The organism is Citrobacter sp. CRE-46 (assembly GCF_059615875.1).
Genome location: NZ_CM184341.1, coordinates 2148310 through 2172824, shown reverse-complemented (window position 1 = coordinate 2172824; position 24515 = coordinate 2148310). Strand labels below are relative to the sequence as shown.

Genomic DNA, 24515 nt, shown 5'->3' with positions numbered 1-24515 from the left:
CAACGCTCCCATCGGGCGGCGCAGGCCGCGGTTTAACTACCAGTCAAAATGTTTCCCAATTCGTATCTTGTTCACTATTCTGGCGCGGAGATGATGCAGTCGCAGTCGCCGACGCAGGTAACCGCGTATCACGGGGTTTAGCCGACGTCGGGCGTGACGCGAGACGGAAAATCGACACCGACTGGGTTAAGCGACTGGCCTGTTCTTCGAGCGCTGCCGCTGCGGCGGCCGATTCCTGAACCAGCGAGGCGTTCTGTTGCGTCACACGATCCATTTCAGATACTGCGAGCGCAACCTGATCTATCCCGCGGCTCTGTTCGTCTGAAGCGGAGGCGATTTCCCCCATAATGTCGGTCACCCGCGTCACCGCATTGACGATGTCATTCATGGTTTCCCCGGCGCTCTCTACCAGGACAGAACCGGTATCCACTCGGGAAACAGAGTCTTCAATCAATGCTTTGATCTCTTTCGCCGCCTGCGCACTACGGCTCGCCAGATTACGCACTTCGCCTGCGACCACGGCAAAACCACGCCCTTGCTCACCGGCACGCGCCGCTTCAACCGCCGCATTCAGTGCGAGAATATTGGTCTGGAAAGCAATGCCATCAATGACGCTGATGATGTCGGCAATTTTCTTCGAGCTATCGGCAATTTCATGCATGGTGTTCACCACGCGATCAACCACTTTGCCGCCATGTTGTGCGGTATCAGAGGCGCTTTTCGCCAATTGAGAAGCCTGACGCGCGTTATCCGCGTTTTGCTTCACGGTTGCGGTCAGTTGTTCCATGCTGGCGGCGGTCTCTTCCAGCGCAGATGCCTGTTGTTCAGTACGGGATGAAAGATCGGTGTTACCACTGGCAATTTCGCTGGTACCGGAATAAATCGCATCAGAACCTTCACGTACCAGGGTGACGGTTTCCGCCAGCGAACGCTGCATATGGTCAACCGTACTGGCCAGCTCACCAATTTCGTTACGTCCGTGGACCGTCAGCGTCGCGGTTAAATTACCGCTGGCGATCTCACGGATATGAGCAATAACGCGCGCCAGAGGGTTGAGCAAGGTATGACGGATGCCGTACCACACCACCACCAGAATCAGCACCAGCACCACGGCCAGAATGCCGAGCTGCCATTGGGCAAAGTGGTAATCACGCGCGCTTTGATCGAATGCCTGAACGTAAAGCTTCTCGCTAACGCTGGCATACTTGCCCAACGCCTCGCCGAGCGCGTTTTGCATTCCCTGAGTAGGTTGCGCGAAATAGGCATCCATATTGCCGTTTTCCAGAAACTGGACCAGTTCTGCTAAGGCCGCATGGTACTGCTGATACTTCTCATCAACGTTGCCGCTGGCTTCTGCCATCTCCGGCAACGGCGTGATGTTTTTAAATTTTGCGTAATGCGTTTCTGCCTGCGCCAGCGATGCTTTCGCATTCTTTAGCAGATCGTTTTTCGCGCTGCTTTGCTGATTGGACGCATCCATCATCATACGCGCGGAAGAACGGCTTAAATTAATTCGTGTTTGCAGCATCAGATCCCATGTCGAGGTGAGTTCGCTTTGCTGCTGTCGAAGATCGTTAGAAATAACAAAACTTTGCTGATTCTGCTGCAATGAAGAAAACAACAGACCACCGGAAACAAGCTGTAGCAGTGCGAAAACCCCCAGCACCATCATCAGCATTGTGACAACGCGGATACGGTTAAACATAAGGCACCTTCCTGAAAACGAGTTATCAACGTTATCGGCACTCGCTGAGATAACTTTACGTTTGCGAAAGGGAAATACGGGAGGGAAATACAGTCAGGCAGAACCACTGAGCAGCAGTTGAACAGCCACCACAAGTCATTCACATAAAAACATCATAATTATCATGTAAATAACATTCATATCTGCCTGTTCTTAGGATCAGATGAGAACAATTAGGCACTTTTTCGTGATTCAGATCACATATCCTCTTCGTAAATACCACAACAAAATGAATAAAAAATTAAAAAAAGTTGTATCCGATTACGCTTTAATCCAATTTATATGATGAATATTTCGTTACCACTTAATAAGTATAAAAAATGAGTAACCGAACAATAAATGTTAAATCCTTACTGAGGGCTTTTTAGTGGCAAATGCAAACAAACTCACGTTGTTTATTGTGATCTTCATGCTGGCGGGGATCCTGTCGGGTGCAGGGATCCACTCTTATGCCTCCCCCGGCGTTGTTACCGCCTGGGCCGATAATATTACGCTTCTCACCGACATCTTTTTGCGCCTGATTAAGATGGTGATTGCGCCTTTAGTCTTTAGCACCCTGACCGTGGGTATTATGCGCCTGGGCGAAACATCAACCATCGGGCGCGTGGGTGGCAAAGCGATGATCTGGTTTATCAGCTCTTCTATTCTGTCTATTCTGGTCGGTCTGTTTGTGGTCTCCCTCGAACAACCCGGCAGCGGCCTGAACCTGGCGATCCCGCTGGAAGCCACCGATACCGGCCTGGCCGTAGGCGGTATGAGCCTGAAAGGTTTTCTGACGCATACCATTCCCACCAGCATCGCTGAGGCGATGGCCAACAATGAGATTCTGCAAATCGTCGTGTTCTCAATGTTCTTCGGCATCGGTGGTGCTTCGCTCGGCGAAAAATTTAACGCCCCGCTGGTTGCCGCGCTGGATGTCGTCTCCCACATTATGCTGAAGGTGACCGGTTACGTGATGTATGTTGCGCCGCTGGCTATTTTTGCCGCAATATCTTCCGTTATCTCCACCCAGGGCCTGGGGATCCTGCTCAACTACGCGTCGTTCATTGGCGGTTATTATGTGGCCATTTTGCTGACCTGTCTGGTCCTGTTGGCTGTAGGTTATGTGATGCTGAAAAAAGAGGTGTTCCGCCTGGTCAGCATGCTGAAAGACCCGGTTCTGGTCGCCTTCACCACCAGCAGTTCCGAAGCCGCTTATCCGAAAACGCTGGAGCAATTAACCAAATTTGGCTGCTCGCCTAATATCGTGTCATTTGTACTGCCTATCGGTTATTCGTTTAACCTGGTGGGTTCTATGGTCTACTGCTCATTTGCTTCTATGTTTATCGCACAGGCCTACAATATCCATCTCTCCTTTGCAGAAATCACCGTCCTGATGTTGACCCTGATGCTGGCGTCCAAAGGGATTGCCGGTGTGCCGCGTTCTGCGCTGGTGGTGCTGGCGGCAACCATCCCAAGCTTTAATATTCCGGTTGCAGGAATTTTGTTACTGATGGGGATCGACCATTTCCTCGATATGGGGCGCTCAGCGATCAACGTATTAGGTAACGGGATTGCAACGGCGATGCTGGCACAGGATGAAGGTTTACTGGAAGAAGAACCGGAACTGGTTGAACGGGAAGCGTAAGAAGGAAAGGTGTCGGATGCGCTACGCTTATCCGGCCTACAACAGCAATTATTGTAGGCCGGATAATATGTTTACTTATTTACGCCATATGAGCGGCGGCAATATCTAACAATGCCATCTCTTCGCTGTTCAGCAGTTTCTCAATGTTGACCAGAATCAGCATCCTCTCTCCCAGCGCGCCCAGACCCGTCAGATATTCCGTTGACAGCGTAACCGCGAATTCCGGTGCCGGTCGGATTTGATCGGTTGTCAGCGATAGCACGTCAGATACGCCGTCAACCACAATCCCAACCACCCGTTGCCCCAGATTCAGTACAATCACCACGGTGTTTTCGTTGTAATCCACATCGCTCTGGCTAAACTTCACGCGCAGATCAACAATCGGCACAATCACACCGCGCAGGTTTGTAACGCCTTTGATAAACGCTGGCGTGTTAGCAATGCGGGTTACCTGATCGTAACCACGAATTTCCTGCACTTTCAGGATATCGATACCGTACTCTTCATCCCCCAGCGTAAACACGAGGAATTCCTGACCTGACGGTTCGCCGGCCAGTTTAGTTACATTACTCATACCGGTCATATTATTCCCTTTCTTACTCAATCAGGCGGCTGTGATCGCCACACGTTGTTCGCGGTTTAACCCCTGCAATGCAGACACATCAACAATCAACGCGACGCTACCGTCGCCGAGAATCGTTGCAGCAGAAATACCTGGCACTTTGCGGTAGTTGCTTTCCAGGTTTTTGACCACCACCTGGTGTTGGCCAATTAACTGATCGACAAGCAGCGCATAGCGACGACCTGCGCTTTGTAAAATCACCACGATGCCCTGCGTTGCTTCGGTTTTTGCGCCTTCAACTTCGAAGACTTTCCACAACTCAACCAGCGGCAAATATTCGCCACGCACTTCCAGAACGCGCTCTCCTCCGGCCAGCGGATGGAGATCTTCTTCGCGCGGTTGCAGTGACTCCATCACGGCATTCAGCGGCAGAATAAAGACTTCGTCCGCCACGCGTACGGACATCCCGTCAAGGATCGCCAAGGTCAGCGGCAGCAAAATTCGGATCGTCGTCCCCTGTCCTTGCTTCGATTGGATCTCAACATGGCCGCCCATCTCCTGGATATTTCGCTTCACCACGTCCATCCCCACACCGCGACCAGAGACATCCGTCACCTGTTCAGCCGTCGAGAAGCCCGGTGCGAAAATCAGCATACCGACTTCGTCATCGCTCATGTTTTCGTGGATCGGCATCCCCTGGGAGATGGCTTTGGCGAGGATTCGTTCGCGGTTCAGACCAGCGCCATCATCGGTCACTTCAATACAAATATTCCCGCCCTGGTGTTCGGCGGAAAGCGTCAGATTGCCGATGGGGCTTTTCCCGGCTTCGAGACGTTTTTCCGGCAGTTCAATACCGTGATCCAGACTGTTACGCACCAGGTGCGTCAATGGATCGATGATGCGTTCAATCAGGCTTTTATCGAGTTCTGTTGAACTCCCGACCTGCGTCAGCTCAACCTGTTTACCCAATTTACCCGCCAGGTCGCGGACCAGGCGTGGGAAGCGGCTGAACACGTACTCCATCGGCATCATACGAATCGACATCACCGACTCTTGCAAATCACGGGCGTTACGTTGTAACTGCCCCATGCTGGTGATGAGATCGCCGTGATTGACCGGATCCAGTTCATTAGAACGCTGGGCCAGCATTGACTGGGTGATAACCAGTTCACCGACCAGGTTAATGAGCTGATCAACCTTCTCAACCGCTACGCGGATGCTGGTTGATTCACTGGCGCGGGCAGGCTTATCACGTTCCGCGCGGGCGTGTGGCGCTTCACTGGTGGCGGTTTTAACCGCAGGCGCGACGGCAACCGGCTGCGGCGTCGCGACTACGGCTACCGCTTCAGTTTCCGCTTTCGCATCAACCGCCACGGGCGCTACGCTGACGGTTTCGAATTCAATCTGATCCGCTTCAATTACGAAGCAAAGCACCGCAATAATGTCATCTTCCGCAAGGTTGCCATCCAGCGTTGCAGACAGCGTATCGCTTCCTTTTACCACGTCGGTTAAGGTCGCCAGATTCCCCAGCTCCTCTTCCAGCAGATCGACTTCACTGGATTTCAGGCGCGAGAGAATAATCCGTTTCTTGACCTCTTTACTGGCCGGAGCGGGATTGGCAACGGTTTCTTCCTGTATCGCCGCCCCGTCAACAACGCTCAGCTTTGCGGTATTGACGAGCGCGGCTGAGGTTTCACCTTTTGCTTCAAGCGCTAACTGTCGTAACGCATTACAAATGTACTCAAAGCTGGCGGCATCCGGCTCTTCTGAGTTTTTATAGGCGTCGAGCTGTTCCTGCATAATATCTTTCGTTTCCAAAAACAGGTTGATAATGTCGGCATTAAGCTGCATCTCGCCACGCCGTGCTTCATCCAGCAGGTTTTCCATCAGATGGGTCGTTTCCTGCAAAATGGTAAAGCCGAAGGTGCCCGCCCCGCCTTTTATCGAGTGAGCGGCACGAAAAATGGCATTCAGCTGTTCGGAATCCGGGGCTTCAGGAACCAAATCGAGCAGGTGTTGCTCCATGTCGGCCAACAGTTCGTCGGCTTCATCAAAAAAAGTCTGATAAAAATCGCTAATATCCATGCTCACGCTATCACCTCGGATTGGCTGGTGGCGATGTGGGAACGCTTGCCGGCGGAAGTTCCGCTGGCTGTTGTAAGACACTTACCGGCTCATTCTGGCTTTCAGCGTTTTCATGCAAAATGGCCTCTTCTGCCTGCTTATTGAGAACCAGCAGGCTAATACGGCGGTTGATGGCGTCCTCAGGACCGCGATCGCTCAGACGCATCGTGGCGGCCATGCCTACCACCCGTAATACTTTTCCATCATCCAGACCGCCGCTAACCAGCTCGCGGCGCGACGCATTAGCGCGATCGGCAGACAGTTCCCAGTTGCTGTACCCTTTCTCACCGTTGGCGTAAGGGTAATCGTCTGTATGTCCGGAAAGACTGATTCGGTTAGGGATGCCGTTGAGCACTGGCGCAATGGCCCGCAGGATATCGCGCATATACGGCTCAACTTCAGCACTGCCGGTCTTAAACATTGGTCGGTTCTGACTGTCGATAATCTGAATACGCAGCCCTTCCTGAACTAAATCAATTTTCAAATGCGGGCGCAGCGCACGCAGTTTAGGGTCCGATTCAATCAATTGATCGAGATCGCCGCGAAGTTTGCTTAAACGGCTTTGCTCCATGCGTTTTCTCAAATCATCAATATTCGGCTGCTTGTGCACTTCTCCCTGCTGCTGGGTGTAATCATCCCCTCCACCAGGGATGGGGCTTTGGCTATTCGAAATACGATTGCCGCCTGTCACCGCGGTAGCCAGTGGAGTACGGAAATATTCGGCAATCTGGATCAATTCTTTAGGGCTGGAGATGGAAATGAGCCACATCACCAGAAAGAAGGCCATCATCGCGGTCATAAAATCGGCGTAGGCGATTTTCCACGAACCATGCGCCCCACCACCGTGACCTTTATGTTTACGTCGCTTTACGACGATAATGGGATGGGCCTGATTTTTCATGCGTCCTCGGTCGTCTGCTGCGCAGCTGGATTTCTCACCGCACGAACATGCTCTTCCAGTTCGATAAACGAAGGACGTTCGCTGGAATACAATGTCTTACGACCAAATTCGACGGCAATCGGCGGGGCGTAACCATTCAGGTTGGAGAGCAGCGTTATCTTCACGCACTGCATCATCTTGGTGGTTTCAGCGCTTTTCTGACGCAGGACGCTGGCAAGTGGAGAAATAAAGCCATAGGCCAGTAAAATACCGAGGAATGTCCCCACCATCGCATGCGCAATCAGCGAACCCAGTTCAGCCGCCGGGCGATCGGCGGAAGCCAGCGCATGGACAACGCCCATGACCGCCGCCACAATCCCGAATGCCGGTAGCGAGTCGCCAACCATCGCCAGGCTATTAGCCGGAACTTCGGCTTCGCTCTCATGAGTCTCAATTTCTTCGTCCATCAGCGCTTCAATCTCAAACGTATTCATGTTGCCGCTGATGATCAGTCGCAGATAATCGACAATAAAATCAAGCATCACGGCATCTGCAAGAATGCGTGGATAGCTGGCGAAGATTTCACTCTCTTTAGGGTTTTCGATGTCACGTTCGAGCGAGAACATGCCCTGCTGACGTGACTTGGCCATCAGGCGATATAGCAGCGCCAGCAGATCCATATACATCGCTTTGGTGTATTTCGAACGACGAAAAAGCATCGGGATCGCTTTCATCGTTCCCTTAATGGCTTTTCCGTTATTGCCGACGATGAATGCCCCAATACCTGCGCCACCGATAATCACCAGCTCAGCCGGTTGATAGAGTGCCCCAAGGTGTCCGCCGGTCATCATGTAACCGCCGAAAACTGTACCAATAACAACCAGGTAACCTAATAAGATAAGCACGACATCATCCTTTCGCAATTGACTATGACAGGATGCGCAGTCGGGAAGTTAACTTGAGGTCAGGACAAAAAAAAGCAGCGGTAATCGCTTACCGCTGCTGGAGTGTTTATCCACACCGTATCAGTTAAACAGCCTGTTCGATCTGTTCATCCAGCAGTTGTGGAATAATATCGGCAGCATTCTGGGAAAGTTTACGTCTTTTTACGGCCCGTGATGGCGGCTGGCATAAACTGCAGGCAAAGCTGCCTGCGGGTTGGTGTGCGTGGGTGATAAAGTTCCCGCCGCAGCAGTTGCATGTGGACAATTCCAGCAGTCCGCTGTCGACAAAACGTACCAGCGTCCATGCGCGAGTTAACGCCAGCAGTGGACCATCTTCCTGCTGCGGACACTGCTCAAGATATAAACGATACGCTTTAATTACGGCATCCACACCGCTACACAACCCTGTTTTGAGCAGGAATTGCCATGCATTGCAAAACATCGAGGCATGGATATTTTGTTCCCACGTCATAAACCAATCGGTGGAGAAAGGAAGCATCCCTTTTGGCGGAGGACTGCCGCGTAATTCTTTGTACAGCTTGATAAGACGACCACGACTTAATTGCGTTTCGCTTTCCAGCATTTGCAAACGGGCGCCCAATGTGATTAATTCCATTGCCAACTGGATATCACGCGCTTCCTGAACAATGCTTTTTTCGCTCATCATCAAGCCCTTTTCTTGCGCGCGGCATCATCGATGTCGCTTAACAGTCGCGTAGAAAGCATGATGCCGGTATGAATTTGCTGGAGATCGTCAACGCGGGAGTCTTGCGTCAGGCGAGTAACAGTCTGGTGATCGTCGAAACGGAAGTGACACACCAGTTGGTTTGTTTCAGCCAGTTTGACCATTTGAGGAAGAGTTAATGTTGCCAACGTGTCCGCCATCTCTTCGCTGATACCAAGGCGAAACATCGCAGATGCTTTGTCCTGAACGATCAAACGTTGTGCAAGCAATAAATATGACAAATTGATGTCATAAATGTGTTTCAGCAACTCGGATGTATGCATTATTTGCATCCATAATAACCAACATTATTTTCATGCGGTAAAACCGCACCCCGTGATGTCGCCGGGAAGTCCCGGTAAAAAAAAGCAAAAGGTCAAATACATAGCAGCGTGACGACACATACACGTTGTGTAAATCAGCCCTTTTGAAGAATGCGCACTTCTTACAAGCTCACATCAATTCTTACAATTGTCTAAGATTTTTCCTAATTCGACGCAACTCTACCCGCCGCCAGTTACACATACAACGGAACCGTGCTGCGAATTTAAAGAATATGTGACGCAGATCACATAAATCAGCTAAACACTTAACATAAATCCATCAGCGTAGCTTTTACTTTGCTTATTTTTTAAACCAGCATTCATCTTTTCGATTCCTGGCGTACGAATATTCTTGCAATAAAAGCGAATAGTATTTTGTTCACAAACGTTAATATCACTCTGTGAAATAGCGAGCTGGATCACATATTTTATATAAAACGACTTTTCAATTAAATTGTTTATAAACAATAACTTAAATATTAAGGGTGATTAATTAATACCGCGCAGTGAAAACCCGTCAAATGTTAATATTTGTTTATTTTTTATTAACACATTGTTTTCATTGGCGGTGAGTTTTACTTAAGTGACCAGAACCTATTTGCAATTTATATGAAGCGATTATTCTATTTATAAGAATAATTAATGAATAATAATGATGGGATTCACACTATCCTGGGGAGAAACGTTGCAGTATGGAGTAAGCTGAGTAAAGCAGAAAAGTTCTCTCATAATTCTTGAAAAAAAGGAGCGAGTTATGAGCTATGCGCACATTCTGGTGGCGGTTGCCGCCACCCCTGAAAGCCAGCAATTGTTAGCCAAGGCAGTTTCTATCGCTCGCCCTGTCAACGCCCGTATTAGCCTGATCACATTGGTCTCAGACCCAGAAATGTATAACCAGTTTGCCGCCCCCATGCTGGAAGATCTGCGTGAACTCATGCAAGAGGAGACCCAGGATTTTATCGATAAACTCAGCAAAGAAGCGCAGTACCCCATCGAGCATACTTTTATTACCTATGGGGCACTGAATGAACATATTCTCGACGTTTGCCGTAAACACGCAGTCGATCTGGTCATTTACGGCAACCATAACCAGAGCTTCTTTTCGCGCGCTTCGTGCTCAGCAAAAAGCGTGGTCGGCGCCAGCCAGGTGGATGTTCTGCTGGTTCCTCTGGCTGGAGATTAATACCGCCTTCAGGTCGTTACGCCAGTTTCGAACAGGAAGGCACACTGTCCGACAACTGGCGTTTGCTCTGGCGCGACGTAACTTTTCTTAGATCGCATATAAATCTCGCCTGCCAGTTGTCGATATCGTTTTTAATGATAGTCTCAAGCATTTCAGCATGACGAGAGATACGTTCAGCAAGCGACATTGTCAGCGCCTGGTTAAGTGCGCCAGCCACTTCATCCCGGTCATAAGGATTCACAATAAGCGCAGAAGTTAACTCATTCGCCGCCCCGGCAAATTGCGATAACACCAGAACGCCGGGGTTGGCAGGATCCTGTGCAGCCACATACTCTTTCGCCACCAGGTTCATACCATCGCGCAACGGCGTCACTAATCCTACGTCAGAATAGCGGAATATTTTCATCAGCAATTTGCGGTCAAAATACTGGTTCAGATAGTAAAGCGGCGTCCAGCCCAACTGCCCATATTTACCGTTAATCCGCCCGGCCTCTGTCTCCAGTTGATGGCGAATATCCTGGTAGGCCTGCACCTCTCCGCGCGAAGTTGGCGCTATCTGCGTATAGCGAATTTTGCCATGGTGCTGCGGGTAATGCTCCAGCAGCGCCTCATAGGCCTGGAAGCGCTCTGGCAAGCCTTTGGAGTAATCCAGACGCTCAACGGAGAATATATTCTTCACATTCTTAAGCTCTGCCTTTAACTGCGCCATTTTTGGCGGCAGAGGACCTGAGGCCTGGCGTGCGATTTCCTCCGGCTCGATGCCAATTGGATACACTTCTGTGCTAAACGCTTTATCCCATGCTTTGTGGCGCTTATCGCTGTGGGTAGTTACCTGAGTCTGGACAGCCAGACAGTCCAGAAAAGCCTGGCGATCGTTTTCGGTCTGGAAACCCAGTAAATCAAAATCACACATCTGCTCAAGCAGAGCCTGGTGTGGAGGGAGCGCGTTAAAAATTTCCGGCGTCGGAAAAGGGATATGCAGGAAAAAACCGATGCGATTATTCACGCCGCGTTTACGCAACTCGTAGGCAAACGGTAACAGGTGGTAATCATGAACCCAAATAATATCATCTTCGCTCAGCAGCGGCAGCAGTTTATCTACCAGCAAGGCATTAACCCGCTGATACCCCTCCCAGGCCGGGCGCTGAAACTGAACTAAATCCAACCGGTAGTGGAATGCAGGCCATAAAACGGCATTCGAAAACTGACAGTAATACTCTTCATAATCCTGCTCGCTCAAATTAAACGAGGCCCAGGTAATATTGCCACGAGTGACCTTTTTTAACGGTTTATCCTCATTACCGATATCGCCACTCCAGCCAAACCACAATCCACCAGCAGTTTTTAACGCGCCCAACACACCGACCGCGAGCCCACCTGCGCTCCCTTTGTCATCTGGCGAGGCGATACGATTAGATACTACGACTAAACGACCCATAGTCACCTCTTCTGTTGTTTGTTGTATTCGATTGTTGCTGCGAAGAGTTAATTTGCTCCAGCCAACGCCAGACATCGCTGACGCCATCCAGACGCCATGTCGCCAGCGTCGCCCCGCTCCCCACCTTCACTGAAATACCGCCTGCGCGGTTAACTACCTCAAAGCCGGTTTCATCCGTTAGATCATCACCGAAAAATACGGGGATCCGTCCGGCAAAAGGCGCTTCCTGCATAAATGCAGCAATCGCATCACCTTTATTCGTACCTTTCGGTTTTATTTCAACGACACATTTTCCATGCTGTAATGCAAGCTGCGGCCATGTATGCGTGATGCATTCCGCCAGCGTTATCAGCGCTGCTTCATGCTCTGGCGCCTGACGATAGTGCAGCGCGAAAGCCATACCTTTTGCTTCCAGCGTCGTGCCAGGCAGTTTCGACAACGCCGTCTGTAACAGCGCGCCGGCTTCACGTTCAATACCCGCGGGCAGGTGCACTATATGGGTTTGACCATTGATGTCACGGCGTTCTGCCCCATGCACTCCGGCAAGCGGAAAACGAAAGGGAGTGGTGAGGCCGTCAAGCTCAGCCATCGAGCGCCCTGAAATCAATGCCAGCGCACCCGCGTTATGCGTCGCCAACTGATGTAATAATTGCAGGATTGTCTTAGGGACAACGACCTGGTCAGGATAGGGCTTGATCTCAGCCAGTGTCCCATCGAGATCAAAAAAATAAGCACAGTTTGCAGATTGTTCAGGGGGTAATGTCAGTGATGCTGTCACCCGGTTATCCTCCTCATCATGGTTTGTACGCCGCGCGGATCGCGCCGTATAGATGATGTATGACGGATATAAGTATAGACAGTGTGACCATGCTCGCCATTTGGAAAAACAATCGCCAGCCGGGTAGCGGCTGGCGATTAGCTGAGGCTAGACTAAAAAGTTAGGGCTTAAATCATTAAATGGTACGCTTCGCTTTTTGCTTGTAACGGTCGAAGATTACCGCCGCCAGCAGGATGAGACCACGTACGACGTACTGTGCAAAAGGAGAGATATTCAACAGGTTCATCGCGTTCTCAACCGTCCCCAGAATTAATACCCCGGCGACCACATATGAGATTTTTCCGATGCCGCCTTTCAGCGAAACGCCCCCTAATACACATGCAGAAATCACGATCAGCTCATAACCGATTGAGGTCATTGGCTGACCGCTGGTCATGCGCGATGCGAGGATAATGCCGGCAATTGCGGATACCAGACCGGAAAGAATAAAGATAATAATCTTGGTGCGCACAACCGGAACCCCGGCCAGGCGCGCAGCCTCTTCATTCCCCCCAATAGCCAGCGTGTTACGACCAAACGTGGTTTTATTCAACAGTAAGCCAAATACGATGAAACAAACGATCGTTATCCAGATAGGTGCCGGCAGCCCGAACCAGTTAGCATAGCCAAGGGTGAAGAAACGCTCGTCTTCAATCCCGACCGCCTTACCGTCAGAGATAATGTAGGCCAGACCGCGGACAATCTGCATCGTCGCCAGTGTGGTGATCAGGGCATTGATTTTTAACCGGGCAATCACAAACCCATTCACCAGACCGCATAAAATCCCCAGCAACAGCCCGGCAGCGACGCCAATCCACAGGCTCTCGGTCATGTTGATGACCACGGCAGTTGTGACCCCCGCACAGGCAATGACGGATGCAACGGACAGGTCGAAGTCACCGGATGCCAGGCAAAATAGCATCCCACATGCGACCATACCCGACATCGATACCGCCAGTCCCAGCCCCTTCATGTTGATGAAGGTGGCAAAGTTTGGCACGAAGATGGCACAAACCAGGAACAATGCCGCGAACACCACCAGCATCCCGTATTGATCCCAAATGCGGCCAAGGTTTAGCGCTGATTTCGCAGCACCTGAACCCGATGTAGAAACGGAAGACATCATACTCTCCTTATTCAGGCCACAGCCTGGCTGACTTTAGGCATTGCAAGGCTCAACGCCTGGCGTTCATCCGCCTGTTCATGAAGTAACTCCCCGGCAATCTCGCCTTCTCTCATCACCACGATACGATCGGCGACACCGAGAACTTCTGGCAGGTCACTGGATGCAAACAGCACGGCCACGCCGCGCGCCGCAAGGGCATAAATCACGTTATAAATTTCATGCTTGGCGCCCACATCAATGCCGCGGGTAGGTTCATCCAGCAAAATCACTTTCATCTCTTCCGATAACCACCTGCCAAGAATAGCCTTCTGTTGATTACCGCCAGAGAGGTTCATGATCAGTTGCTCCGCACCTGGTGTTTTGATGTTGAGCGAACGAATATGGTGATCGGCATTGGTTTCTTCCCAGCCGTTATTGATCACACATCCTCCCAATACATGTTTACGACGCGCGCTAATGTTGATGTTGTTACGTACCGAATGAACCGGAATAATCCCTTCAGCTTTGCGATCCTCCGGGCACAGCATCATTCCCGCTTCAATGGCGTGGCTCGGTTTGCGGATATCAATTGGCTGTTCATCAATAAACACCTGGCCTGCGGTGATACGCGTACCGCCAAACAATCCTTTCATTAATTCGCTACGTCCAGCGCCCACCAGCCCAAACAGTCCGACGATTTCACCGCTACGCACCGATAAACTGATCGGCGTGCGCACGCCTGGGGCTTTGACCTCATGCAAACGCAGGCGCTCTGCGCCATAAGTCCTGGATTTCCAGCCATAAATATCACCCAGGTCACGCCCTACCATCGCCTGCACCAGCGCGTCGTGATCGACCTGCTGCATGTCCGTAAACGTTTTAACGTAGTGCCCATCTTTAAATACGGTAATGGCATCGCTAAGGGCAAAAATCTCCTCCATACGGTGCGAGACATACAGAATGATGCGCCCTTCGTTGCGCAGCTCACGGATAACGCGAAACAAATTCTCAATCTCGCGTGCCGACAGGGAACTGGTCGGTTCATCAAAGGCGATAATTTTGGCGTTACGCGCCAACGCTTTTGCAATCTCTACCATCTGCCATTGACCAATGGAGAGGTATTTCAGTGGCGTGTCGGGATCGATATCCATGCCCAGATGCTTAAGCTGTAGCCCCGCTTCATAGTTCAGCAGCGACCGATTCACAATGCCGCCTTTATGCGGCAGTTGCCCTAAATAGATATTTTCGGCAACGGTCATTTCCGGGACGAGATGCAGTTCCTGGTAAATAATGGCGACACCAGCGTTCAACGCGGCTGTGGTATCCGCAAACGAAACTTCTTGTCCGCGAATCGCCAGGGAGCCCGTCGTTGGCGCATAGTTACCACTGAGAATTTTTAAGAGTGTTGATTTTCCGGCACCATTTTCGCCCATCAGCGCATGCACCTGACCGGCATAGCAATCGAAACTGATATCCGTAAGCGCTTTAACGCCGGGGAACGTTTTGCCAATGCCGCGAAATGAGAGATACGGGGTAGACTGTTGCATAACGTCTCCGTGATTCAGATCTTTATACCGGATGGCGGCTTTGCCTTATCCGGCCTACTGAGTACGTAATTCGTAGGCCGGATCAGACGCTTTGCCGACGCATCCGGCATTTATGTTACTTACCGCCTAAACCTTTCTTCGCCAGTTCTTCTTTGAAGTTATCGCGGGTAATCAGCACCACATCCGTCACTTCAGTAAACATCGGTGGCTCTGCACCTTTCGTTACCCAGTTGTAGAGCATTTGGCTTGATTTATAGCCGTGAACGTCCGGGCTTGGCAGTAATGAACCGTAGAACCCGGTCGCTTCGCCTTTAGAGAGTTCACTCACCGCGTCAACGCCGTTAATACCGATACCGATCACGTTCGGCGCTTTAAAGCCTTGCCCTTCGGTCGCACGTACGCCGCCCAGCACGGTGTTGTCGTTCATACCCACGATCAGCCAATGTTTGACTTCAGGATGCTGAACAAGCATGGAGTTGGCGGCGTCGAATGCGCCAGGGATATCATTCGATTTGGTTGGAACCTGGTAGATCTGTTTTTCCGGGAAGCCCGCAGCTTTAAGCGCTTCCATTGAGCCTGAAGTGCGGCGGCGCGCGGTATCCAGTTCGTTCGCGGTAATGGCCATTACCGCGGTGGATTTCACATCCCACCCGCGCTTTTGCATCTCCTTGTACAGCTCCTGACCCTGGCGTTCACCAATTTTTGTTGCCGCCATCATGACCAGCGGCACGGTGTCCATCGGTTTCCCTTTCGCGTTGGCAAACTGGTCATCGACAGCAATGACTTTCATATCGTAGCCGCGCGCCTTTGCCATAATGGCAGGCCCGAGTTTGGGATCCGGCGTACAAATCACAAACCCTTTCGCACCGCTTGCAGCCAGGCTGTCAATCGCGTTAAGGGTTTTCTCACCATCCGGGACGGCGATTTTTATCACCTCAAAACCAAGGTCTTTACCGGCCTTATCGGCAAATTTCCATTCAGTCTGGAACCATGGTTCTTCCGGTTGTTTGACCAGGAAACCGAGCTTCATGGACTCAGCGATAGCGGATTGTGACATAATGGCAGCCAGGCCGATGGCCGCCAGCGCTTTAGTGAATTTGTGCATGGTCAACTCCAGCTTTAACGTTCTTTTATGTAGGGTAAAATCAGACGATTTTTTGTAATTCGGACGTAAAACAAGGCATTACCTTTTATTGATAAGATCAATGCCAGTGCTGAGAGTATTTTTAGCGGGAAATTGATTCTCCATAAGAGAGCGGCATCACACCACAGAATTACAGTAATTGCGTACATAAATTCAGCGAGAAATGACATAAAAAAACGCGATTTTGACGACGAAGAAAAAGAGGAATAGCAGATTAGTCCATAACATCAGTCAGCAAATCCTTGTCCCCGAATGCTGAAGCATTCGGGAAAACAATGTTTACCATGGGTAGTAAATGTGGTCGGCGTGATCGCGAACCGGAATATCATCTCCCAACAGACGCGCCGAAAGCGTAAACGCAAAATCAAAAATATGCCCTAATCCTTTGCCGCTAATAAGATTGCCATCCTCAACAACGGGCGCATCGATATATTCGCCATCCGTGACGTTTTGCCATAAATCTCCCGAGCACACGTAGCGACGCCCCTTTAGCAGACAGTTGCCACCCAGTACGCGCGCGGCCGCAGAGCACACAGGACAAATAAGTTTTCCCGCCTCATCATGGCGGGTGACAAACTGGATGACTGCCTCGCTGGCGGCAAGATTAACGCTACCTTGCGGCCCCCCAGGCAACACGACGGCATCGTAGAGATGGGCCTGACGCGCGGCCAACGTACTGTCGGTCACCATCGGTACGTCATGATAGCTCACCACCGCACGCGACTCCGCGCAGGCCAGCGTTTCGACTTCGATATTCAGGCGACGCAGAATATCAATGGTAACAATCGCTTCCGCCTCTTCAAAACCAGGCGCCAGCAGCACCGCAACCTTTTTCATAGGTAACTCCTCGATTTCCCCACATTCACCAAACAATAAATGCCGAATCGTACAGGTCGTTAAATTTATTAATTTCAGCAAAAATGATCTGGCGCAAAATATTAACTACCAGATAGTTTTCATTTACCTTACCCAATCGTGAAATCGCCACCAGCCGGGACTTCATAATCAGCGAGGTCAAGACAATAACGTATTGTTAAATTTAATTTTGTGATATGAAACAACATTTCATTATCAGAATATTACTATAAATACTTAAATATCAATCAATTACATTCACGCATCTTATATGACGAAATGCAGGTATTAAGAATATTGCTATGACAATATGTAAAAAAACATAAATATGCAGATTTAAGGATTTTCTTATGTCAGATCACGCGCTATGCTGAATCTCGATCGGAAGCGGATATAATCCGTGATCACTAAAGGACCGGCGGAACGGATTTATTCTGCTAACAGTTTTAATTGTACGTAGATGTGAAGTGCGGCGACAGCCCGTTGCACTGACGTTAGTAACGTACATTCTCCTTTCTGGAAATAAGGATATTGATATGGCTGCAGTTGGAATTGTTCATAAACTCAACACGCAAATGAATCTTGAGTTCTACGCATCGAATCTTTACCTGCACCTTAGCGAATGGTGCTACGAACATAGCCTGACAGGCACCGCAACGTTTCTTCGCACGCAGGCGCAGGGTAACGTAACTCAAATGATGCGTATGTTTAATTTTATGAAAAGCGCCGGGGCTAACCCCATCGTCAAGGCCATCGATGTTCCGGGTGATGAACTGACTTCCCTTGAAGAATTGTTTCAGAAAACACTGGATGAGTACCAACAGCGTTCGAGTAAGCTTTCACGCTTAACCAATGAAGCTGAAGCATTGAACGATGAGCCAACCGTTGATTTTCTCCACGATCTGGAAAAAGAGCAGCAGCAGGATGGCGTGCTGTTACAAACCATTCTTGATGAAGTCCGCAGCGCGAAACGCGCGGGACTGTGCATGGCGCAAACCGATAAACATCTGCTGAACGTCGTAAACTACCAACATCACTAATCTTCAATTTTCATAACGCTAGCCGGATAGTCATGCCACGCATCTTATCCGGCTAGCGCTCAATGATCGCTACGCTCGCGCCTCTCATTCTCAAAGGCGCAAAAAACCTTTCTAAAACCTGAAACAACGGTTTATTTTAGTGAGACTCATTCTGCGGCGTGAATTTCAACTCGATCAAGGCAACTGCTTTTTGTATTGCGCGCATAGTAACCGGATCGGCACCTGCAGGGTGACTTGAAAAGTCGATGCTTTTCAGTTGGCTGGACATTTTCTCCCGGACTTCTACCGGGGCGATAACATCAATGACATCCAGAATTTGTTTGATAACCAGCTGACAGGCAACAACGTCCGAGAGCAGTTCCTGATCGGCATTCAGTGTTTGGGACATAATGAGCTCCTTATAGAAAGGTCGTCATAGTACCCATTCAGCGATCGAAACGGTAGCGGCGTACGCATAACGGATACGCTGAAAATAAAAAACAGACCCGGTCAGTTTCTTTTGAGATGGCAAGCACAACATGAGTGAACATTTAGCGGTTGAGAATAAACGCGGTCTCTCCCCGGCGGCATTACTTGTAGCCGGCGCTTTCTTTATGGAGTTTATTGACGGTACGGTGATCGCTACCGCCCTGCCCGACATGGCCAAAAGCTTTGGCGTACAGGCGGTTGACCTGAATATTGGTATTAGCGCCTACCTGATCACCCTCGCCGTACTTATCCCCGCCAGCGGCTGGATTGCGGACCGCTTTGGCGCCAGAAAAGTGTTTACCCTCGCACTGGCGATATTTACCCTCGCCTCGGTCTTATGCGGTTTGTCCACTCGTCTTGAAAGCTTTGTCGCCATGCGAATCTTACAGGGCGTGGGCGGCGCATTAATGGTTCCTGTTGGCCGCCTTGCGGTACTACGCACCACGCCTAAACATCAGTTAATCACCGCCATTGCGACTCTGACCTGGCCCGCGTTAGTCGCGCCCATCATCGGTCCTCCGCTAGGCGGATTCATCACCAGCTATGCCAACTGGCGCTGGATCTTCTTCATTAACGTCCCATTGGGAATACTGGCGATAGCGCTGGCGCTACGTTTTATTCCGGATATTCATGACGACGAGCGCCGTCCGTTTGATATAGCGGGTTTTGTCGCGACCTCTGTTGCCATGGTAAGTCTGGTGTATGCCATGGAGTTGCTGGGAACCCAGCAGCCGCAGGGTTGGCTAACTGCCGGACTTCTCACGCTGGGAATAGCGACTTTCCTGTTTGCCCTACGCCATTTTCGCCGCGCCGCCTGGCCGATGATTCGTCTTGATGCCATGAGCGTCCCGACTTTTCGCGTCACGATGTATGGCGGATCGCTGTTTCGCGCCTCCATCAGCGCCGTACCATTTCTGCTGCCGTTAATGTTCCAGGTAGGTTTTGGCATGAACGCTTTTCACGCAGGTTCGCTGGTGCTGGCGGTGTTTGTAGGCAATCTGACGATAAAACCTGCCACCACGCCGTTGATACGCTGGCTGGGCTTTAAAAAATTGCTGCTGATCAACGGGGCGCTCAACGTCCTGGCGCTGCTGGCCTGTGCATTGATAACGCCGCAAACGCCCGTATGGGTTATTTTGCTGGTGCTGTATCTGGGCGGTGTGTTCCGTTCAATCCAGTTTACCGGCGTCAGTACGCTTGCATTTGCGGACGTCCCCGCGTCGCAAATGAGCTACGCCAATACGCTGTTCAGTACGGCAACACAGTTAGCAGTGGGACTGGGAATTTCATTAGCCGCTATTGGGATCCGCATCGGCGCTGAAGTCAGTGAATGGCTGGCGCTGGGCAATATTCCGGGGATCAGCTTCCGCCTGGCCTTTGTGGCTATCGCCATAATTTGTCTGGTCGGTATGGTGGATACGCTGCGGCTTACCCGTGATGCCGGAAGTGCGGTGTCAGATAAGAACAGATAGCCCGGCGGGAGAACACCGCCGGGCCAGCAGGATTTAGCCAATAATCTCGCGCACAAACGCTTCGATCGACTTGTCCTGGCAGTTTTCAAAGAAGCACTGCTGGAAGCGTGGACCCGAGACGGCGGTTTTCACCAGTTCAGGATCGATAGCGCGCAGCGTATCCAGATAATTCTCTTTTACCACTGCCGCTTTCACCTGATTCAGAATACCGGCGTTACGCACCTGCGGCTCTTTACGTTCCGGTGGATAACCTTCCCCGGTACGTCCAGTAAACGCTTTTTCAAACATATAGCGCACATTCAGCTCGGCGCCCCAGCCAAAGCCTTTGGCGAAGGCCAGAGAAAGCGCATTCCCATTGTTGATCTGAGAAAACAAGAATGCGTCCGCCGGATCGAGGCAATAACCGCATACGACTCCCGGATGGATATTCAGTGACATCATTGCGCCCTGACCCGTACCACAGCCGGTGACCACAAAATCCACGGCTCTGGAATTCAGCAGGATGCTGGCCATAATCCCTAAATGAATGTAGGTCAGATGATGGTCATTTTCATCGCTCATGCCGACGTTATAAACGGGAAAACCTTTCTCATCCGCAACGGCTTTAAGCTCGTTATGAATGATGGCGTTTTTGCTTGCCTGGCTGTTTTCCATCATCAATGCAATTTTCATTCTGTCATCTCCTGAATGCGTAGCGTGGACTGCTGAAAGTCATAACATTCAGGCCACATTACTATTTTGCAAACCCACTTTCAAATTTAATGAAATTTTGTTTTATAAAGTAATGAAGGGCTCACATTTTTCCCTCAGCAGCTCAGAATGGCCTCAAGAAAGTAACGTCGTTGCGATTAATCGCAGGTGATCTTCAGGCTATTCAAGCCATTGATACGTCGAAAGGCATGCCATGATAGACTATCTCCGAACTTTCAGAGCGATCCCATGAAGACCTTTATCATTGCCCTTTTGCCGCTCGTGCTGACAGGATGCACTATTACTAAACAGGCGCAGGTGAGCGAAGCCAGCGCCATCACCGGCGTGGTTCGCCTGACTTACAACCAGGCCATGTTGCAAACGGCACGAACCGATGACTACGTAACCCAGGGAACCGCCACCAAAGAGTGCCAGCGTATGGGTTATGCCAGCGCCGTTGCGTTTGGGCAGCCAGTGTCAACCTGTAGCGTATATGCCGGTTCTTTGTGTTTGAACACCAAAATTACGCTCGCCTGGCAGTGTCACGGCGTCGCGGTATCTCCAGCGTCCTCATTCAATTATTAATATTTTCGACCAGCATTTTTTGCTGGTCATTTGTTACTTCGGTATTTATATCCTCCGCTCAATAGCGTTAATGCGTTTTATTCCCATTCGTATTTTTAATAAATAAATTTATTATTTTACCTTTTGCAAATAATTAAATAACAAATTATAGTGGCGCCACGTAATATATAATAACGTTTGTGGAGCAGAACCATGCTGAAAACAGAAATGATCGACCAACTGAATGAGCAAATGAATCTTGAATTATATTCATCTCTGCTCTACCAACAGATGAGCGCGTGGTGCAGCTATCACAGCTTCGAAGGTGCTGCCGCGTTTCTGCGCCGTCACGCCCAGGAAGAGATGACGCATATGCAGCGTCTGTTCGACTACCTGACTGACACCGGTAGCTTACCGCGTATTAATACCGTCTCTTCCCCCTTCGCTGAATATGCTTCTCTGGACGAACTGTTCCGTGTCACTTACGAACACGAACAGCTGATCACCCGGAAAATTAATGAACTGGCTCACGCGGCAATGACCCACCAGGATTATCCGACGTTTAATTTCCTGCAGTGGTATGTTGCCGAGCAGCATGAAGAAGAGAAATTATTTAAATCTGTTATTGATAAGCTATCGCTGGCAGGAAAAAGCGGTGAAGGTCTTTATTTCATCGACAAAGAGCTGGCTACGCTCGATACGCAGAATTAATTCTGTTGGATAACGGTGGTGAGATGCCACCGTTATTCGATAATCTTAATGGCGGCAGATCTTGCTTTCGTGCGTAGAGAAGCCGTCTTCTTTTGCAATAAACTTCCCCTTCGCCGCTAAAAATGCCACCAGCTCAGCCGCCGTCATTCCTTGCGCAGAACAGGTGTGAAAACGTGCCCGCTCGCCAAAACATGCCGTAATCGCCGCTTCAAGACTGGCATTTGAATACTGCTCGCCAGATTCAATCATCATGTTGAGCACTTCATGCCCGTGAATAGATTCCATACTACCTCCTCAATAAAGGGCATAGCCTAATGTGAACCGCAGGGCGCTGCTTTGCGCTAACACAGGTTTACCAGCAGATAAATGTCATTTGCCATGCATCTTAAAATCACCCAATAATCGTAAAGTTTTATGTACATGCATTGTAACGGTGATTTGACGAAAATAATGTTTTGCCTTAACCTGCGCCGCAGATATAACCGTTGATTATCTCTGGGACAGAGGAAAGCGTGAAAAACAGAACCCTGGGTAGTATTTTTATCGTGGCGGGAACCACGATTGGTGCCGGTATGTTGGCAATGCCGCTGGCTGCGGCAGGCGTGGGGTTTAGCGTCACGCTGGTATTGTTAGTCAGTCTTTGGGCGTTGATGTGCTACACCGCGCTGTTGCTGCTTGAAGTGTATCAACACGTACCGGCTGACACCGGGCTGGGTACCCTGGCGAAACGTTATCTTGGCCGTTACGGACAATGGGTAACGGGTTTCAGCATGATGTTTTTAATGTACGCGCTGACGGCGGCGTATATCAGTGGCGCAGGTGAACTGCTGGCCTCCAGCATCAGCGACTGGACCGGGACAGCTATCTCGCCATCAACAGGTGTACTGCTGTTCACCTTTGTTGCCGGTGGTGTGGTTTGCGTTGGGACGTCGCTGGTCGATCTGTTCAACCGTCTGTTGTTCAGTGCCAAGATAATTTTCCTGGTGGCGATGCTGGCCCTGTTAATGCCGCATATCCATAAAGTGAATCTGCTTACGCTGCCGCTTCAGCAAGGGCTGGCGCTGTCCGCAATCCCGGTTATCTTCACGTCGTTCGGTTTTCACGGCAGCGTTCCGAGTATCGTCAGCTATATGAACGGTAACATCCGTAAACTGCGCTGGGTATTTATTACCGGTAGCGCCATTCCACTGATCGCCTATATTTTCTGGCAACTGGCAACGCTGGGCAGCATTAACTCGTCCACGTTCATGGGGCTGTTAGCCAACCACGCTGGTTTAAACGGATTGCTACAGGCATTACGTGAAGTCGTGGCATCGCCGCACGTTGAACTGGCGGTACATTTGTTTGCCGATCTCGCACTGGCGACCTCTTTCCTCGGTGTCGCGCTGGGGCTGTTTGACTATCTGGCAGACCTTTTCCAGCGCCGAAATACCGTAGCAGGAAGGATGCAAACCGGCGTTGTGACGTTCCTGCCGCCGCTGGCATTCGCGCTGTTCTATCCACGTGGTTTCGTGATGGCGCTGGGATATGCGGGTGTTGCCCTCGCGGTACTGGCGCTACTGATCCCAGCCATGCTGGCATGGCAAAGCAGAAAACATAACCCGCAGGGTAACTACCGCGTGGCGGGTGGCGCACCGGCGCTGGCGTTGGTGTTTATGTGCGGCATTGTGGTGATCGCGGTACAGTTTTCCATTGCAGCAGGGTTACTGCCTGAAGTGGGTTAAACAAAAGGGGCTTTACGCCCCTTTCTGTTAATGCAGACAGCACTGCTTGTATTTTTTCCCACTGCCGCACGGGCACGGGTCGTTACGTCCTACCTTGGCATCTACTTTTACCGGCACCTTCACCGGCGTTTCCTGCGGATGCGCCATCCACCAGGCATGCAGATCCAACGCCGCCAGACGGATAGCGTCCACGCTTTCCTCAAACTCTTCTGGCGTCAGTTTCTCAACCACCGCGAAGTTTTCTTCTGTACCATGCAGCGCAATAGCCTCGAGCGCCGGTTTCAACGTATCCGGTAATGCGGACCAGTCCGACAACGCGACGCCGCGCATATAACCAAAGCACCACTCTTCTACGATGGTCAGTTCATGCTCGTCAATTTCACGCAGACCAAACAGCGGCTCAAACTGCTCGGGGTATTCGTCCAGACGATCGGCCGTATCCGCCATGTGCTGAAACGCCAGGTTCATGAAGCGCGTCATTTCTTTTTCGGAGGACCAGCGAGGGACATACTGCGCACCACCCCAAATTGCGACCAGCCACTGCTCCGGTTCAATTTCATACGGTGAACTCAGCACCGCCGTCAGCAAACCATCCAGTTCTGACACATCCAGAATAGCCTTGTCCGTATTGTACTTAGTCAGTACATCATCCAGCCATTCCAGTTCGCTCTCGTTTAATGGTCCCGTTTTCATAACGCTTTTCCTTAGTCAAAAATTCTCGCCTGTAATCATCCTACATGGCTGGAGGGATAACAGATACAAATGGGCGTGGGCGGCTTACAACTGCCGCCAGTTCAGGTTAACAGGAAACGAGGGGAATTCCGGTAGT

24 protein-coding genes are annotated in these 24515 nt (G+C 50.5%); 7 read left to right on the top strand and 17 right to left on the bottom strand.

All coding sequences use genetic code 11. From position 1 onward, the window contains the following. Positions 1-43: 43 nt before the first annotated feature. Complete coding sequence (tar, locus tag AC534G_RS10325) at positions 44-1705, bottom strand: methyl-accepting chemotaxis protein II (RefSeq protein WP_110497637.1); 1662 nt, start codon at positions 1703-1705, stop codon at positions 44-46. Between the two features lie 406 nt (positions 1706-2111). Between tar and AC534G_RS10320 the strand changes: the two genes are divergently transcribed. Next, positions 2112-3371: a dicarboxylate/amino acid:cation symporter gene (locus AC534G_RS10320; RefSeq protein WP_085048027.1), complete on the top strand. Its 1260-nt coding sequence runs from the start codon at positions 2112-2114 to the stop codon at positions 3369-3371. 79 nt (positions 3372-3450) lie between these two features. Here the strand turns inward: AC534G_RS10320 and cheW are convergent, their stop codons facing one another. From cheW to flhD, 6 genes are all read right to left on the bottom strand, one after another. Continuing rightward, complete coding sequence (cheW, locus tag AC534G_RS10315) at positions 3451-3954, bottom strand: chemotaxis protein CheW (protein ID WP_038641481.1); 504 nt, start codon at positions 3952-3954, stop codon at positions 3451-3453. A 21-nt stretch (positions 3955-3975) separates the two neighbouring features. Further along, positions 3976-6024, bottom strand: a complete 2049-nt coding sequence (gene cheA / locus AC534G_RS10310) for a chemotaxis protein CheA (RefSeq protein ID WP_199981220.1) — start codon at positions 6022-6024, stop codon at positions 3976-3978. 4 nt (positions 6025-6028) lie between these two features. Continuing rightward, complete coding sequence (motB, locus tag AC534G_RS10305) at positions 6029-6958, bottom strand: flagellar motor protein MotB (RefSeq protein WP_038641486.1); 930 nt, start codon at positions 6956-6958, stop codon at positions 6029-6031. Beyond that, positions 6955-7842: a flagellar motor stator protein MotA gene (gene motA, locus AC534G_RS10300; protein ID WP_032939611.1), complete on the bottom strand. Its 888-nt coding sequence runs from the start codon at positions 7840-7842 to the stop codon at positions 6955-6957. The genes motB and motA overlap by 4 nt, the downstream gene beginning before the upstream one ends. A gap of 124 nt (positions 7843-7966) precedes the next feature. Then, entirely contained in the window at positions 7967-8551 is a 585-nt protein-coding gene (flhC, locus tag AC534G_RS10295) for a flagellar transcriptional regulator FlhC (RefSeq protein WP_170973258.1), read from the bottom strand. Beyond that, the gene (gene flhD, locus AC534G_RS10290) at positions 8548-8889 is read right to left on the bottom strand and encodes a flagellar transcriptional regulator FlhD (protein ID WP_003034622.1); all 342 of its coding nucleotides are present in this window, start codon (positions 8887-8889) and stop codon (positions 8548-8550) included. Before flhD ends, flhC begins: the two co-directional genes overlap by 4 nt. 793 nt (positions 8890-9682) lie before the next feature. Here flhD and uspC point away from each other — a divergent pair. Further along, positions 9683-10111, top strand: coding sequence for a universal stress protein UspC (gene uspC / locus AC534G_RS10285; protein WP_038641488.1), 429 nt, complete (start codon positions 9683-9685; stop codon positions 10109-10111). Between the two features lie 16 nt (positions 10112-10127). Here the strand turns inward: uspC and otsA are convergent, their stop codons facing one another. From otsA to AC534G_RS10255, 6 genes are all read right to left on the bottom strand, one after another. After that, positions 10128-11549, bottom strand: coding sequence for an alpha,alpha-trehalose-phosphate synthase (gene otsA, locus AC534G_RS10280; RefSeq protein ID WP_199981221.1), 1422 nt, complete (start codon positions 11547-11549; stop codon positions 10128-10130). Next, on the bottom strand, positions 11524-12327 hold the full coding sequence (gene otsB, locus AC534G_RS10275; RefSeq protein ID WP_110497631.1) for a trehalose-phosphatase: 804 nt from the start codon (positions 12325-12327) through the stop codon (positions 11524-11526). Before otsB ends, otsA begins: the two co-directional genes overlap by 26 nt. 175 nt (positions 12328-12502) lie before the next feature. After that, a complete protein-coding gene (gene araH / locus AC534G_RS10270; RefSeq protein ID WP_042307755.1) occupies positions 12503-13489 on the bottom strand; it encodes an L-arabinose ABC transporter permease AraH in 987 nt (328 codons plus the stop codon). Positions 13490-13503: 14 nt separating this feature from the next. Continuing rightward, complete coding sequence (gene araG / locus AC534G_RS10265) at positions 13504-15018, bottom strand: arabinose ABC transporter ATP-binding protein AraG (RefSeq protein WP_110497629.1); 1515 nt, start codon at positions 15016-15018, stop codon at positions 13504-13506. Between the two features lie 115 nt (positions 15019-15133). After that, positions 15134-16123: an arabinose ABC transporter substrate-binding protein gene (locus AC534G_RS10260; protein ID WP_038641497.1), complete on the bottom strand. Its 990-nt coding sequence runs from the start codon at positions 16121-16123 to the stop codon at positions 15134-15136. Positions 16124-16441: 318 nt separating this feature from the next. Continuing rightward, the gene (locus AC534G_RS10255; RefSeq protein WP_110497627.1) at positions 16442-16999 is read right to left on the bottom strand and encodes a DJ-1/PfpI family protein; all 558 of its coding nucleotides are present in this window, start codon (positions 16997-16999) and stop codon (positions 16442-16444) included. Positions 17000-17553: 554 nt separating this feature from the next. Here AC534G_RS10255 and AC534G_RS10250 point away from each other — a divergent pair. Continuing rightward, positions 17554-18057, top strand: a complete 504-nt coding sequence (locus AC534G_RS10250) for a non-heme ferritin-like protein (RefSeq protein ID WP_038641501.1) — start codon at positions 17554-17556, stop codon at positions 18055-18057. A gap of 136 nt (positions 18058-18193) precedes the next feature. Here the strand turns inward: AC534G_RS10250 and AC534G_RS10245 are convergent, their stop codons facing one another. Next, on the bottom strand, positions 18194-18445 hold the full coding sequence (locus tag AC534G_RS10245; RefSeq protein WP_005127709.1) for a DUF2766 family protein: 252 nt from the start codon (positions 18443-18445) through the stop codon (positions 18194-18196). Between the two features lie 130 nt (positions 18446-18575). On the opposite strand from AC534G_RS10245, the gene AC534G_RS10240 reads away from it, so the two are divergent. Further along, on the top strand, positions 18576-19997 hold the full coding sequence (locus tag AC534G_RS10240) for an MFS transporter (protein WP_110497625.1): 1422 nt from the start codon (positions 18576-18578) through the stop codon (positions 19995-19997). Between the two features lie 33 nt (positions 19998-20030). On the opposite strand, the gene AC534G_RS10235 is transcribed toward AC534G_RS10240, so the two are convergent. Further along, the gene (locus AC534G_RS10235) at positions 20031-20669 is read right to left on the bottom strand and encodes an RpiB/LacA/LacB family sugar-phosphate isomerase (protein WP_038641506.1); all 639 of its coding nucleotides are present in this window, start codon (positions 20667-20669) and stop codon (positions 20031-20033) included. A 267-nt stretch (positions 20670-20936) separates the two neighbouring features. Here AC534G_RS10235 and AC534G_RS10230 point away from each other — a divergent pair, with 267 nt between their 5' ends. Both AC534G_RS10230 and ftnA read left to right on the top strand, forming a co-directional pair. Then, positions 20937-21272, top strand: a complete 336-nt coding sequence (locus AC534G_RS10230) for a YecR-like family lipoprotein (protein ID WP_038641508.1) — start codon at positions 20937-20939, stop codon at positions 21270-21272. 192 nt (positions 21273-21464) lie between these two features. After that, positions 21465-21962 (top strand): non-heme ferritin, encoded by a 498-nt coding sequence (gene ftnA, locus AC534G_RS10225; RefSeq protein WP_038641510.1) that lies wholly within the window; start codon positions 21465-21467, stop codon positions 21960-21962. A 45-nt stretch (positions 21963-22007) separates the two neighbouring features. Here ftnA and AC534G_RS10220 read toward each other — a convergent pair whose 3' ends face one another. Continuing rightward, positions 22008-22247: a YecH family metal-binding protein gene (locus AC534G_RS10220; protein WP_110497623.1), complete on the bottom strand. Its 240-nt coding sequence runs from the start codon at positions 22245-22247 to the stop codon at positions 22008-22010. Between the two features lie 227 nt (positions 22248-22474). On the opposite strand from AC534G_RS10220, the gene tyrP reads away from it, so the two are divergent. Beyond that, positions 22475-23686 carry a tyrosine transporter TyrP gene (gene tyrP, locus AC534G_RS10215; protein WP_110497621.1) on the top strand — a complete coding sequence of 404 codons (1212 nt, stop codon included), beginning with the start codon at positions 22475-22477 and terminating at the stop codon, positions 23684-23686. A gap of 27 nt (positions 23687-23713) precedes the next feature. On the opposite strand, the gene AC534G_RS10210 is transcribed toward tyrP, so the two are convergent. Next, the gene (locus tag AC534G_RS10210; protein ID WP_042307734.1) at positions 23714-24379 is read right to left on the bottom strand and encodes a YecA/YgfB family protein; all 666 of its coding nucleotides are present in this window, start codon (positions 24377-24379) and stop codon (positions 23714-23716) included. Positions 24380-24515: the final 136 nt, after the last annotated feature.

Bases quoted from the DNA above. Each gene is read 5' to 3' on its own strand.
- cheW (WP_038641481.1), bottom strand. From the start codon at position 3,954: ATGACCGGTATGAGTAATGTAACTAAACTGGCCGGCGAACCGTCAGGT.
- flhD (WP_003034622.1), bottom strand. From the start codon at position 8,889: ATGCATACATCCGAGTTGCTGAAACACATTTATGACATCAATTTGTCA.
- AC534G_RS10240 (WP_110497625.1), top strand. From the start codon at position 18,576: ATGAGTGAACATTTAGCGGTTGAGAATAAACGCGGTCTCTCCCCGGCG.
- AC534G_RS10235 (WP_038641506.1), bottom strand. From the start codon at position 20,669: ATGAAAATTGCATTGATGATGGAAAACAGCCAGGCAAGCAAAAACGCC.
- AC534G_RS10210 (WP_042307734.1), bottom strand. From the start codon at position 24,379: ATGAAAACGGGACCATTAAACGAGAGCGAACTGGAATGGCTGGATGAT.
- AC534G_RS10250 (WP_038641501.1), top strand. From the start codon at position 17,554: ATGGCTGCAGTTGGAATTGTTCATAAACTCAACACGCAAATGAATCTT.
- araG (WP_110497629.1), bottom strand. From the start codon at position 15,018: ATGCAACAGTCTACCCCGTATCTCTCATTTCGCGGCATTGGCAAAACG.
- AC534G_RS10245 (WP_005127709.1), bottom strand. From the start codon at position 18,445: ATGTCCCAAACACTGAATGCCGATCAGGAACTGCTCTCGGACGTTGTT.
- araH (WP_042307755.1), bottom strand. From the start codon at position 13,489: ATGTCTTCCGTTTCTACATCGGGTTCAGGTGCTGCGAAATCAGCGCTA.
- uspC (WP_038641488.1), top strand. From the start codon at position 9,683: ATGAGCTATGCGCACATTCTGGTGGCGGTTGCCGCCACCCCTGAAAGC.
- AC534G_RS10260 (WP_038641497.1), bottom strand. From the start codon at position 16,123: ATGCACAAATTCACTAAAGCGCTGGCGGCCATCGGCCTGGCTGCCATT.
- AC534G_RS10255 (WP_110497627.1), bottom strand. From the start codon at position 16,999: ATGAAAAAGGTTGCGGTGCTGCTGGCGCCTGGTTTTGAAGAGGCGGAA.
- AC534G_RS10230 (WP_038641508.1), top strand. From the start codon at position 20,937: ATGAAGACCTTTATCATTGCCCTTTTGCCGCTCGTGCTGACAGGATGC.
- ftnA (WP_038641510.1), top strand. From the start codon at position 21,465: ATGCTGAAAACAGAAATGATCGACCAACTGAATGAGCAAATGAATCTT.
- AC534G_RS10220 (WP_110497623.1), bottom strand. From the start codon at position 22,247: ATGGAATCTATTCACGGGCATGAAGTGCTCAACATGATGATTGAATCT.
- motB (WP_038641486.1), bottom strand. From the start codon at position 6,958: ATGAAAAATCAGGCCCATCCCATTATCGTCGTAAAGCGACGTAAACAT.
- otsA (WP_199981221.1), bottom strand. From the start codon at position 11,549: ATGGGTCGTTTAGTCGTAGTATCTAATCGTATCGCCTCGCCAGATGAC.
- tar (WP_110497637.1), bottom strand. From the start codon at position 1,705: ATGTTTAACCGTATCCGCGTTGTCACAATGCTGATGATGGTGCTGGGG.